General features: G+C 40.9%; 13 protein-coding genes. 7 read left to right on the top strand and 6 right to left on the bottom strand.

The annotated features are described in order from the left end of the window. The 4 genes from ftsQ to lpxC all read left to right on the top strand — a co-directional run bounded on the left by ftsQ (nt 1) and on the right by lpxC (nt 4,349). Nucleotides 1-816, top strand: coding sequence for a cell division protein FtsQ (ftsQ, locus tag GKR71_RS13670; RefSeq protein WP_036951195.1), 816 nt, complete (start codon nt 1-3; stop codon nt 814-816). A 44-nt stretch (nt 817-860) separates the two neighbouring features. After that, nucleotides 861-2,117, top strand: coding sequence for a cell division protein FtsA (ftsA, locus tag GKR71_RS13675; RefSeq protein ID WP_036951194.1), 1,257 nt, complete (start codon nt 861-863; stop codon nt 2,115-2,117). A 57-nt stretch (nt 2,118-2,174) separates the two neighbouring features. Then, nucleotides 2,175-3,332 (top strand): cell division protein FtsZ, encoded by a 1,158-nt coding sequence (gene ftsZ / locus GKR71_RS13680; RefSeq protein WP_036951193.1) that lies wholly within the window; start codon nt 2,175-2,177, stop codon nt 3,330-3,332. A gap of 99 nt (nt 3,333-3,431) precedes the next feature. Next, nucleotides 3,432-4,349 carry a UDP-3-O-acyl-N-acetylglucosamine deacetylase gene (lpxC, locus tag GKR71_RS13685; protein WP_006660764.1) on the top strand — a complete coding sequence of 306 codons (918 nt, stop codon included), beginning with the start codon at nt 3,432-3,434 and terminating at the stop codon, nt 4,347-4,349. Nucleotides 4,350-4,385: 36 nt separating this feature from the next. Here lpxC and GKR71_RS13690 read toward each other — a convergent pair whose 3' ends face one another. Then, nucleotides 4,386-4,907, bottom strand: a complete 522-nt coding sequence (locus tag GKR71_RS13690; RefSeq protein ID WP_036951192.1) for a DUF721 domain-containing protein — start codon at nt 4,905-4,907, stop codon at nt 4,386-4,388. A gap of 86 nt (nt 4,908-4,993) precedes the next feature. Between GKR71_RS13690 and secM the strand changes: the two genes are divergently transcribed. The 3 genes from secM to mutT all read left to right on the top strand — a co-directional run bounded on the left by secM (nt 4,994) and on the right by mutT (nt 8,787). Beyond that, nucleotides 4,994-5,521: a secA translation cis-regulator SecM gene (secM, locus tag GKR71_RS13695; protein ID WP_154600046.1), complete on the top strand. Its 528-nt coding sequence runs from the start codon at nt 4,994-4,996 to the stop codon at nt 5,519-5,521. Between the two features lie 95 nt (nt 5,522-5,616). Further along, entirely contained in the window at nt 5,617-8,328 is a 2,712-nt protein-coding gene (gene secA, locus GKR71_RS13700; protein WP_036951189.1) for a preprotein translocase subunit SecA, read from the top strand. A 60-nt stretch (nt 8,329-8,388) separates the two neighbouring features. Further along, entirely contained in the window at nt 8,389-8,787 is a 399-nt protein-coding gene (mutT, locus tag GKR71_RS13705) for an 8-oxo-dGTP diphosphatase MutT (protein WP_036951187.1), read from the top strand. A gap of 82 nt (nt 8,788-8,869) precedes the next feature. Here the strand turns inward: mutT and yacG are convergent, their stop codons facing one another. The 5 genes from yacG to GKR71_RS13730 all read right to left on the bottom strand — a co-directional run bounded on the left by yacG (nt 8,870) and on the right by GKR71_RS13730 (nt 13,193). Further along, nucleotides 8,870-9,067, bottom strand: a complete 198-nt coding sequence (gene yacG / locus GKR71_RS13710) for a DNA gyrase inhibitor YacG (protein ID WP_036951185.1) — start codon at nt 9,065-9,067, stop codon at nt 8,870-8,872. 15 nt (nt 9,068-9,082) lie between these two features. Continuing rightward, a complete protein-coding gene (gene zapD, locus GKR71_RS13715; protein WP_036951246.1) occupies nt 9,083-9,841 on the bottom strand; it encodes a cell division protein ZapD in 759 nt (252 codons plus the stop codon). Nucleotides 9,842-9,849: 8 nt separating this feature from the next. Next, a complete protein-coding gene (gene coaE, locus GKR71_RS13720; protein ID WP_154600045.1) occupies nt 9,850-10,455 on the bottom strand; it encodes a dephospho-CoA kinase in 606 nt (201 codons plus the stop codon). Nucleotides 10,456-10,609: 154 nt separating this feature from the next. Then, nucleotides 10,610-11,794, bottom strand: a complete 1,185-nt coding sequence (locus GKR71_RS13725) for a type II secretion system F family protein (protein ID WP_154634442.1) — start codon at nt 11,792-11,794, stop codon at nt 10,610-10,612. Between the two features lie 4 nt (nt 11,795-11,798). Further along, nucleotides 11,799-13,193: an ATPase, T2SS/T4P/T4SS family gene (locus tag GKR71_RS13730; protein ID WP_154600044.1), complete on the bottom strand. Its 1,395-nt coding sequence runs from the start codon at nt 13,191-13,193 to the stop codon at nt 11,799-11,801. Nucleotides 13,194-13,198 lie beyond the last annotated feature (5 nt).

The raw sequence follows: 13,198 nt of genomic DNA on the forward strand, positions 1-13,198 counted from the left end.
ATGTCACAGGCAGCGTTAAACGTAAGGCATCATAACCACAATAGCGGTCAGCAAGATGAAGATCCGCGCTCAAGACCAAGTAATGGGGCTTTTCTGGGCGGATTGATTTTCTTCCTGATGGTTGTCGGCACCATTGTGTGGAGCGGCTGGACTGTGATGAACTGGATGAAGGATGCCGATAGGCTGCCAATGTCCAAACTGATATTAACGGGAGAGCGTAACTACACCACCAATGACGATGTGCGAAAGGCAATTTTGTCATTAGGTCAGCCGGGAACCTTTATGACGGTGGATGTGAATGCGATTCAAAACCAAATCAGTATGATGCCGTGGATACGCCAAGTGACAGTGCGTAAACAGTGGCCGGATGAATTAAAAATCCATATTGCGGAGTACAAACCCTACGCAAGATGGAATGACCAAAACATGGTCGACCAAGAAGGGCGCGTATTTACCCTTCCACCAAGTCAAAATGGTAAAGGCGATTATGTGTTGCTGTATGGTCCGCAAGGAAGCCAAACAGAGGTTTTGAAAGAATTTGCTGTGCTAAGTGGTATTTTGGCGAAAAATAACTTGAAACTAAAATCCGTTTCTATGACAGCGCGCCATGCATGGCAGATTATTTTAGATAATGATGTAAGAGTCGAACTTGGGAAAAAAGATGTGTTAGAGCGGTTAAACCGTTTTCTCGAGCTTTATCCGCTCTTACAGCAAACGACTGATAAACGCGTCGACTATGTTGATTTGCGTTATACCAGTGGGGCAGCGGTGGGGTGGGCTCCTCTATTAGTTGACGCACCGCAAGGCTTCCAATAAGACAAATTGCTAATAACTCAAATTAGGCAGACAGGCAGAAGCAAATGATTAAAGCAACGGACAGAAAATTAGTGGTAGGCCTTGAAATTGGAACTTCCAAGGTGTCAGCCCTTGTAGGAGAAATTCTGCCCGATGGTATGGTTAATATTATTGGGGTGGGAAGCTGTCCATCTCGCGGAATGGACAAAGGTGGCGTTAACGATCTTGAGTCGGTTGTTAAATGCGTCCAAAGAGCGATTGACCAAGCTGAATTAATGGCAGATTGCCAAATTTCTTCTGTTTACCTTGCATTATCAGGTAAACATGTGAGCTGCCAAAATGAAATTGGTATGGTGCCAATTTCAGAAGAAGAAGTGACACAAGAAGACGTAGACAGCGTCGTTCATACGGCGAAATCTGTCCGAGTTAAAGACGAACACCGAATTTTGCATGTTATCCCGCAAGAATTCGCGATTGACTACCAAGAAGGCATTAAAAATCCAGTCGGTCTTTCTGGTGTTCGTATGCAAGCTAAAGTTCATCTGATCACTTGCCATAACGATATGGCAAAGAACATTGTGAAAGCTGTTGAGCGTTGCGGGTTAAAAGTTGATCAGCTTATTTTTGCCGGTCTTGCTGCAAGCTACAGTGTGTTGACTGAAGATGAGCGCGAATTAGGTGTCTGTGTTGTTGATGTCGGTGGCGGCACAATGGACATGGCAGTATATACGGGTGGTGCTTTGCGTCATACCAAAGTGATCCCATATGCAGGTAATGTGGTGACAAGTGATATCGCTTACGCATTTGGTACGCCGCCAACAGATGCCGAAGCGATTAAAGTGCGTCACGGTTGTGCAGTCGGTTCGATTGTGAGTAAAGATGAAACGGTGGAAGTACCGAGTGTTGGCGGTCGTCCACCGAGAAGTTTACAGCGTCAAACCTTAGCGGAAGTGATTGAGCCACGGTATACTGAGCTGTTAAATTTAGTGAATGAAGAAATTTTAAATTTACAGGAACAGTTACGCCAGCAAGGTGTCAAACACCACTTAGCGGCAGGGATAGTTTTGACGGGTGGGGCAGCACAGATTGATGGGCTAGTTGAATGCGCTCAAAAAGTGTTCCATACACAGGTCAGAATCGGTACCCCACTTAATATAACAGGATTAACGGATTATGCTCAGGAGCCGTACTACTCCACAGCGGTAGGGCTTCTGCATTACGGTAAAGAAAGCCACCTTGGCGATGATACCGAGACGGAAAAACGTGCTTCAGTTAGCGGGTGGTTTAGTAAGCTCACCAGCTGGCTGAGAAAAGAATTTTAATTTTTATTTAGAAGCATATTATTAGCTTCAATAGTAAGCACAAAACGGAGAGACATTATGTTTGAACCAATGGAGCTAACCAACGATGCGGTGATTAAAGTCATCGGCGTTGGCGGCGGCGGCGGAAATGCCGTTGAACACATGGTACGCGAGCGCATCGAGGGTGTTGAATTCTTCGCAGTCAACACCGACGCACAAGCCCTGCGTAAAACCGCAGTCGGACAAACCATTCAGATCGGTACCGGTATTACTAAAGGTCTGGGTGCGGGTGCAAACCCAGAAGTCGGCCGTAATGCGGCAGAAGAAGACCGTGAAGCACTGCGCAATGCTCTTGATGGCGCAGATATGGTGTTCATCGCTGCAGGCATGGGCGGTGGTACTGGTACGGGTGCAGCGCCAGTCGTTGCTGAAGTGGCTAAAGAATTAGGTATCCTAACCGTTGCTGTCGTGACTAAGCCATTCAATTTCGAAGGCAAAAAGCGTATGGCATTCGCGGAAGCGGGTATCACTGAGCTGTCTAAGCACGTTGACTCGCTGATCACTATCCCTAACGACAAGTTACTGAAAGTACTTGGTCGTGGTATCTCTTTACTGGATGCTTTTGGTGCGGCTAACGACGTATTAAAAGGTGCAGTTCAAGGTATCGCTGAGCTGATCACTCGCCCAGGCTTAATGAACGTGGACTTTGCTGACGTACGTACTGTGATGTCAGAAATGGGCTACGCGATGATGGGTTCAGGTGTCGCTCGTGGCGAAGATAGAGCGGAAGAAGCTGCTGAAATGGCAATTTCTAGCCCACTTCTGGAAGATATCGACCTGTCTGGTGCGCGCGGTGTTCTGGTCAACATCACTGCTGGTTTTGACCTGCGCTTGGATGAGTTTGAAACAGTGGGTAATACCATTCGTGCATTCGCATCAGATAATGCGACTGTCGTAATCGGTACCTCTTTAGACCCAGAAATGCATGAAGAATTGCGCGTGACTGTTGTTGCTACTGGTATTGGTATGGACAAACGTCCAGAAATTACTTTAGTGAGCAATAAAATGTCTCAACAAGCTTCTATGGAGCAACGCTATCAGCAAATGCAAAATAGCATGTCTTCATTAAATGATGAAAAACCAGCTGCAAAAGCCGTTAACGACCAAAATACACAAGTAAATAAAGAGCCGGATTACTTAGATATCCCAGCTTTCTTGCGTAAACAGGCCGATTAATTTTTAATTAGATTGGTTTTTCCGCTTTTTGTGCTAAAATTTTCTACTGGTTATCAATTAAGATAGCCAGTAGGACTTATAACATTGCGAGAAAATACGATGATCAAACAACGGACACTTAAACGTATTATTAAAGCGACTGGTGTTGGTTTACATACCGGCAAGAAAGTTACGCTTACTTTACGTCCGGCACCGGCCAATACCGGGGTCATCTACCGTCGTACTGACCTTAATCCACCGGTAGATTTTCCGGCAGATGCGAAATCAGTTCGCGATACGATGTTATGTACTTGCTTAGTCAACGAAGATAACGTACGTATTTCGACGGTTGAACATTTGAATGCTGCTTTAGCAGGATTAGGCATCGATAACATTGTTATTGAAGTCAATGCGCCTGAAATCCCGATTATGGATGGCAGTGCTGCACCGTTTGTTTTCTTACTGCTAGATGGCGGTATTGAAGAATTAAATTGTGCGAAGAAATTCTTACGCATTAAAGAAACTGTACGTGTTGAAGATGGTGATAAATGGGCAGAAATGTCTCCATACAATGGCTTTAGCCTTGATTTCACTATTGATTTTCAACACCCTGCAATTGATAGCAGCACGCAACGCTATGCAATGGATTTCTCTGCGGAATCTTTTGTAAACCAAATTAGCCGCGCGCGCACTTTCGGTTTCATGCGTGACATTGAATATCTGCAATCGAAAGGCCTATGCTTAGGCGGTAGTTTTGACTGTGCTATCGTCGTTGATGACTATAAAGTACTCAACGAAGATGGTTTACGCTTTGAAGATGAATTCGTTCGTCACAAAATGCTCGATGCAATTGGTGACTTATTCATGTGTGGACATAATATTATTGGTGCATTCACTGCATTCAAATCGGGCCACGCACTGAATAACAAATTGCTGCAAGCGGTTCTGGCTAAAGAATCTGCTTGGGATCTGGTCACCTTTGAAGATGAAGCTGAATTACCTCTGGCATTCAAAGCGCCTTCGACTGTATTCGCATAATAGTTTCTATTATGCGGCTATCTCTGCCAGTCAGAGTTAGTCTTTTCTGTTGGTTGCATTAGTACTCTCTCCGGCTAATGCAGCCAGCCGCTCAAACTTCTCTTTTAATCCCTTCGGACTCTTTTTCGCTAATCTTAATAACTGCTCAGCGGTTTGCGTACTAATCTTTCTTTGATTACGATTTTCTTTATGATTCACTGATTGCTTATTCAATGAGCTATTTTGCTTAGATTTTCGTATAAGATCGGGGTTGATTCTGATGTCGATGGAAGATAAAGATGGTAGAATAGACGACCTTAATGCAGAAAGAAGGTTTATTTTTTCATAGTTAAGGCGGGTCATCCAACTGGCATTAGCCACTTCGATAACCATAATGTTATTACGGTAGTTTGCCACCCGACACATGGGTTTAATTTCCGCTGGCAGCAAACTTTTTACAACACGATTCAATTTTAGAATAGCTTTTGCATTTCGCTGAATAGTTTGTAAAGTGTTTGATGTTTTTGCCAGAGACTCTTCGAGAACATCGAAAAGTGCTTGTGGATGACTATCTCTCATTGTGAACTCTCATTTTACGCGATTGCTAAAGATGTCAGAACATAATTGGGAATCATACTTTAATCTATAAATTATATAAGAGTTTGATGGGCATTTTAAATTTTTGGCGACATTTAGGTAGACGATACTTTTGGTCCCACCTGTTATTAGGTGTTGTGGCTACGGGTGTTGGCTTGCCTACAATTTTAAATGCCTTATCAGAATCTCAGCAGGCTCAAGTTAATTCTGCGCCAGCCAATCGACAAAGCCAAGCTGTAAATGCTTTCGATAACTTATTTGCTCAGCAGAATTCTCAACGCTCTTCATCCTCATCTTCTTACTCCGTCAATTACTGGCAGCAGCATGCGGTACGTAATGTTATCCGCCAACTGACTTTTGCCTTTTCAGCGACAGAAGATGAAGATACCGATAAAAGTAAGCTACAAAAAGAGACGCTATTTGCCCCTCAATTAATGTTAGATACGCTGTACGCAATGTTAGCGCAGCGATCTTTACAATGGGATGTGGCAACGACTCAAGCTAGCGAACATATCTACCCTCTCTTTACTGTTTATCAGCCCGCGATTTGGGTTGCTCAGGTACACGGCATTCGGGCTGGGCCCTTTTTTGCTTAAATCCATTTAACGATGTTAAGCCTACCATTGGGTCGTTTCTCATCGTGTCAAAAATCATCGATTCAAATAATTAATTGATTTACCTGAGAAAAAATATGTTAACTAAATTATTAACCAAAGTATTTGGTAGCCGTAATGACCGTACTCTGCGCCGTCTGCGTAAAGAAGTGGAAAAAATTAACAAGCTAGAGCCTGAGTTTGAGAAATTATCGGATGACGAGCTGAAAGCCAAAACCGTAGAATTTCGTGAGCGTTTAAAACAAGGCGAAAGTATTGAAAATATGATCCCTGAAGCGTTTGCGACAGTGCGTGAAGCAAGTAAGCGTGTCTTTGGTATGCGTCACTTCGACGTTCAGTTAATCGGTGGTATGGTACTGAACGAGCGCTGCATCGCAGAAATGCGTACAGGTGAAGGTAAAACACTAACTGCAACGCTACCAGCATACATTAACGCATTATCAGGCAAAGGGGTTCACGTTGTTACGGTGAACGACTACCTAGCAAAACGAGATGCGGAAAATAACCGTCCATTATTCGAGTTTTTAGGCTTAACCGTTGGTATTAACTTATCGGGTATGGCTCCACCTGCTAAGCGCCAAGCTTATGCGGAAGATATTACTTACGGTACCAACAATGAGTTTGGTTTCGACTATCTACGTGACAACATGGCATTTAGCCCTGAAGATCGCGTTCAACGTAAATTGCATTACGCATTAGTGGATGAGGTGGACTCCATTCTTATCGATGAAGCGCGTACGCCACTGATCATTTCTGGTCCTGCGGAAGATAGCTCAGACCTGTATATTAAAGTGGATAAACTGATCCCGAAATTAGTTCGCCAAGAAAAAGAAGACTCGGACACTTTCCAAGGCGAAGGTCACTTCTCGGTTGATGAAAAATCTCGTCAGGTAACAATCACAGAGCGCGGTCTAGTTCTCGTTGAAGAATTACTAGCAAAAGCAGGTTTAATGGATGAAGGCGAATCGCTTTATTCACCATCAAACATCATGCTGATGCACCACGTCATGGCCGGTTTACGTGCCCACGCGCTGTTTACTCGTGATGTTGATTATATTGTTAAAGATAACCAAGTTATCATTGTCGACGAGCATACTGGCCGTACAATGGAAGGGCGTCGTTGGTCTGATGGTCTGCACCAAGCTGTTGAAGCAAAAGAAGGTGTTGAGATCCATAATGAAAACCAAACATTAGCATCGATTACTTTCCAGAACTATTTCCGCCTATACGAAAAACTAGCGGGTATGACCGGTACTGCGGATACCGAAGCATTCGAATTTAGCTCAATCTATAAGCTGGATACGATTGTTATCCCAACTAACCGTCCAATGGTTCGTAAAGACATGCCTGACTTAGTCTATATGACTGAAGCAGACAAATTTGAAGCAATTATTGAAGATATCCGTGATAAAACCGCCAAAGGTCAGCCAGTTCTGGTTGGTACTATTTCGATTGAAAAATCTGAATTAATTTCTCATGCGCTGACTAAAGCAAAAATTGCTCATAACGTATTGAATGCGAAATTCCACGCAATGGAAGCTGACATTATTGCTAACGCGGGGCAAAAAAGCGCTGTAACCATCGCAACTAACATGGCGGGTCGTGGTACCGATATCATGTTAGGGGGAAGCTGGCAGTCAGAAGTGGCTGCGTTAGAGAACCCAACGCAAGAACAAATTGATGAAATCAAAGCGAACTGGAAAATTCGTCACGATGAAGTGTTAGCAGCTGGTGGTTTACATATCATCGGCACAGAACGCCATGAATCTCGCCGTATCGATAACCAGTTACGTGGTCGTGCGGGACGTCAAGGTGATGCTGGTTCATCACGTTTCTATCTGTCAATGGAAGATGCTTTAATGCGTATCTTCGCATCAGACCGTGTAACGGGGATGATGAAAAAACTGGGTATGAAACCGGGCGAAGCTATCGAACACCCTTGGGTCACAAAAGCAATTGCTAACGCCCAGCGTAAAGTTGAAAGCCGTAACTTTGATATTCGTAAACAATTACTTGAGTATGATGATGTGGCAAGTGACCAACGTCGCGCTATCTATACTCAGCGTAATGAATTGCTGGATGGCGGCGATATTAAAGAAACCGTAGACAGTATTCGTGAGGATGTCTTTACCACTATTATTGATGCGTATATTCCGCCTCAATCACTGGAAGAAATGTGGGACATTGATGGTCTGCAAAAACGTTTAGTGAACGATTTTGACCTCGACTTACCAATTCAAGAGTGGTTAGACAAAGAGCCTGAACTTCACGAAGAAACTTTGCGCGAACGTATCATGGAAAAAGCGATTGAAATTTACCAGCGTAAAGAAGAGATCGTTAGCTCTGAAGCAATGCGTAATTTTGAAAAAGGCGTTATGTTGCAAACGCTGGATACATTATGGAAAGAGCATTTGGCTTCCATGGACTATTTACGTCAAGGTATCCATTTACGTGGCTATGCACAAAAAGATCCAAAACAAGAATACAAACGTGAATCCTTCAGTATGTTTGCCAATATGTTGGAAGCATTGAAATATGAAGTGATCAGTACCTTGTCAAAAGTACAAGTACGTTTACCGGAAGAAGTTGAAGCGTTAGAGCAACAACGTCGTGAAGAAGCTGAACGTCTGGCGAAGAAACAGCATTTAAGCCATGAAGCTGAAGCTGAATCTTTAATGACAGAAGCAGAAGCGAAGATTGCAACCCAAGGTAATAAAATTGGTCGTAATGATCCATGCCCTTGTGGTTCCGGTAAAAAATACAAGCAGTGCCACGGCCGCTTAAACTAATTTAGAATTCAATAAATAATCAATAAAGGCGGGGAAACCCGCCTTTTTAGTGAAGAAATTATGGAAAAAAAACATCTGCATATTGCCGCTGGGATCATTCGTAATGCTCAGAAACATATTTTTATTACTCAGCGACCTGAAGGCACACACATGGCCGGGTTTTGGGAATTTCCTGGTGGGAAGCTAGAAAAAGGGGAAGACCCCAAGGACGCACTGATCCGAGAATTGGAAGAAGAAGTGGGTATTGCGGTGATTGACTGTGATTTATTCCATCAAGTTGATCATGAATTTGACGATAGATTTATTACGCTCTACTTCTTTATGGTTTCAGGCTGGGATAATGATCCCTATGGAAAAGAAGGGCAAAAATCACGTTGGATTGAGCAGCAAAGCTTAATCGCTGATGAGTTTCCACCAGCTAATCGCGTGATTGTTGATATGCTGACCAAGGATGCATAACAGCAAGTCGTCAGTAATGAAGATGAAAATAGCCTAATGCAGCGATTTGGCTATTTTCATTATCAACACAGATAAAGTGAAATTAGTGCTCAGGTGTTTCACTCCAATTATCGCTATCGGAGATATCACCTTGGCTTTCAATGCGTTTTTCTTCTGCGGCCCACTCGCCTAAATCAATCAGTTGACATCTCTTACTGCAAAATGGGCGGAAAGGGCTGGATTCATTCCAAGTCACGACTTTTTGGCAAGTCGGACAATTGACTTCAATAATTTCATTCATACATGGACTCTCAAACTAACAACAGGCTAACTGAAAACGAATTACGTCTGGGAGTATACCATTCTCGCTATCGATATGAAGAAAACGTAAGGCAAAGCGCGTTTTATGTCCTGAAATTTGAGGGTATATCAAATGCTCTGGCGATAACCTAATACGTAAAAGCTCTTTTCCTTCGACATTACCTTGAAAGAAACCATTGTGAGATTCGGCAGATTCAAAACTTCCATTTTGACGGATTAGTGATAACACGGTTTGTAAGGCATCATGCAGTGGATCTAAACTATTTAGCCAGTTTTTGATTTCATTATCTCTATCTGATTGGGGAATATTTAGCCACAGTTGAAGGGTGGGCAAATCAAAGCTACAGCATCCACCGGGAATACTGAGGCGTTGGCGAACCATACTAATAATTTTATCGTTACGTAGCTGATGACCAAATCGAGGTGCGGACATTAAACTGCTTATTTTCGGCGTTAGGTCATTTAAAAGAGAGGTGATTAATGTTTTATCAACATTTGGGGCATCGGCCCAACTGAGTAGCCTACTTTTTTGTTTTTCGAGTTCTTTGATAAGATCAGAGCGAACTTCACCTCTATCTAAAATTTCAATCAGTTCAGAAACAGAACGGAAAAAGGCGATTCCAGAAGAGTAGGAAGTTATATGGCTCTGTTCATAGATTTGCATTAATAATGTTTCAAGCCGTAGCCAAGAACGAATTTTTTCATTCATTGGATATTCATAAGTAACCAAAGTCGTTTCGATTTTTTCGCTCATGCTCATTCCTATTCTTTTTGTGCTGCAAGTGCTAGGTATTGTTTGTGTAGTTCTGCAACTCTATTTGGCAGCTCAGTATTATTTGTATGATTAGTGATGATGTCGTCAGCATACGACAACCTTTCTTCTCGAGATGCTTGAGCATTTAATATATTAATAACATGCTCTAGGTTAGTATCATCGCGTTTGATGGTTCTCTCTATTTGCTCTTCTCTTGTTACATCTACGACAAGAACACGATCTGCTAAATGCGAAATTTTATTTTCAATAAGCAGGGGGACTACCCATAAAACATAAGGATAGTTAACCTGCTGAAGTTGTTTCTGTGTTTCTTGTTGTATCAAAGGATGAAGCAGTGCATTTAGCCACGCTTTTTCTTTTGGTTCGGAAAAAACAACTGATCGTAAAAAACCTCTATTTAAGGTGCCATCATGGTTTAACATGTTTTGACCAAAGTGCTGCTGAATGCTGATCAATGCAGGGGTATTAGGTTCAACCACTTGGCGTGCGATGATATCAGCATCAACAAGGGGTACCCCAAGTTTAGCAAATTCGTTGGCAACGGTTGTTTTACCACTTCCTATCCCCCCTGTGAGGGCAACTATATAAGACATAAATGATTCATTAGTTCACGGGAAATAAGTCAGGTTACACTGAAAGTTTTAATTTGTCTGTATACAATTGAGTCAAGTTATCATGTTATGGATATATGTGTGATTCCAATCTATTTTTACTATCCAAATTAAACTACTTTCTTTAGGAAATAAGTTACATTCCAGAGATGACTGAGCCTAATTTAAATATTGGTAAATACATTGCAAACATTATTAGGCAGATAATGATAGCTATAAATAAGAGCAATATAGGTTCAAGGTTCTTAAGGCGATGCTCTGTAATAGTCTTATATTGCTGTGAGTAATACTTAAATAAATATAATGTAAAATATTCTAGCTTGCCAGATTCCTCTGCCAAAGAAATTAACTGAGTTGCTAATTTTGGAAAAAACTGAGTATTTCTCATTGCATCAGATAATGAAGCTCCTCTAAGGATAGCGTGATATATTTCATGGCATTCTTTCTTGTATTTATGATGCACTATCGTTTTAGTTGAGCAATCAAGGCATTCCAAGAGAGGCAGTCCTGATTTTAATGTTGAAGATAATGTTAAAAAGTAGATGTTCAAATTTTTGGCTTTGATGATGTTATTGATATAAGGAAAATATTGCATTAACTGACTCAGTTTTTTGGATGCAAAGGATTTATATTTAATAAATAAAAATATGGTTGAGGACAGTGTTAACAGTATCCATTGAATATTCTCAATCAAAGTATTCGATATTATAATCACTACCTTTGTTATAGAGGGTAATTCCTGTTGAAAGCTTTCGTAAATTTCAACGAACTGAGGGATGACAAAAACTAGCATAATGATAAGTAATAGGCTTGAAAACCCTACGAGGGTAATTGGATAACGTAGGGCTTTTTTTATTAAAACTGATGTTTTTTGGTTATGTTCAAGCATATTTTTGATAATTAAAAAGCTTTCATCATATTTTCCTGTTTTTTCGGCGATTACAATCAAGCTAATTATTGTACTATTAAAAATATGCGGATGTTTTTCTAGGTTTTTAATAAAATCAATACCTTTTTCTAGATCATCGATTGCCTGATTAATGAGGTTTTTCCAAAAAGGTAAATGACAATTAATTTTAAGTAATTGAAAGCATTTTAATAAACTAATTCCTGAGGAAGATAGTATATGTAGCTGATGGAAAAAATGAATTCTGTAGTTTAAATTTTCCATATCCAATATAAATATAGATTTTAATTTTATTGATATTGGTGTTTGACCTCGTTTGATTATCACTAAGAAAGCTTGTTTCTTGTTTTTTGCTACTAAGCTATCAGTTATATACGAATTATTTTCAAGTGAAGTGTAATGATATACAAACATTAATTTACTCTCCTTGCCCTATAACAGAATAAATTTCTTGTAATGTTGTTTCGCCAGCTTCGACTCGCTCAAGGCTTGCCTGAAATAGATTTTTAAAATTATCAGTTAATTTACCATTGTCTTTTAATAGAAAGTTGAGTTGTGTTTTATCAAGGTGTTCATAAATTGCGGTACGCCCCATAAATCCTGAAAAACAGTGTTCGCACCCAGTAGAGTGGTATTCGCTAATATTCTGCATTGGGTTTATCGGAGTAATACGTGCAGTTTCTTGTTTGCAGTATGTGCAAAGTTTTCTAACTAAGCGCTGAGCGATAACCATTTTTAAACAAGATTGAAGTTGGTTTCTGTCAACGCCTAGCTGTTCCATGCGTGTAATGGCACTGACTGTACAATTAGTATGGAGCGTTGATAGAACAAGGTGGCCTGTTTGCGCAGCTCGAGCAGCTATTTGTGCCGTTTCTTCGTCTCTAATTTCACCAATCATAATCACGTCAGGATCTTGTCGAAGGAGTGCACGAAGAATAAAAGCAAAAGTAAGTGAGTATTTTTCGTTTACTTGCGTTTGGTTGATCCCCCCAAGGGGGATCTCAATAGGGTCTTCAATGGTAGATATATTTCTTGATGTTTGATTAAGGTATTCCAGTGCACTATAAAGTGTGACAGTTTTACCGCTACCCGTGGGGCCTGTCACGAGAATCAATCCTTGCGGTTTTTGTAATGTGCTTTTTAGTAGGGGTAATAAAGTCGGGCACATTCCAATTTGTTCGAGAGAGTATTTCAGCTGTGTATTTAATAATCTCAGAACTAATTTTTCACCATGAAGTGTAGGCATGCTGGAAAGACGGATGCTAAAGTTTTTACGCTCAAAGCTCCAGTTCATTTGCCCATCCTGAGGGATTCTTTTTTCCGCAATATTCATTTTTGACAATATTTTTATTCGAGCAATAACCTCATTGCTTATTTCATGTGGTGGTGAAGGAATAACGTAGAGTTTCCCATCCACTCTAAGGCGAATTTTTAGGCTATGCTTGGTTGGTTCAAGGTGAATATCAGATGCTCGCTTTCTTACCGCCATCTTTAATAAATCATCGACAAAATCAACGGCAGGAGATGGCACGTTGATAGGTTCAATAGTGTTAGTCGGATAAGCATTTTCATCTTCATTGATTTCTAAAGTATGGCGATTGAAATAATGATCAATTTTTTCTTTAGCCCATATTTCATAACAAACAGGTACGCTGGCAATAAAACGTAATGTGGATAATAAATTATCATTGGGTTTTTCTATCGTAGCTATGGATAATCTTTTTTCGTTGTGATCGATAATCACAATATAGTTTTTGTCACAAAGCACTTTGAGTTCTTTGAAAATATAATGGCTTTCCCTAGATGTGCGCATGTTAA

It is taken from the genome of Providencia sp. wls1922 (assembly GCF_009706505.1).
In the GTDB taxonomy this organism is placed as follows: Bacteria; Pseudomonadota; Gammaproteobacteria; order Enterobacterales; family Enterobacteriaceae; genus Providencia; species Providencia lanzhouensis.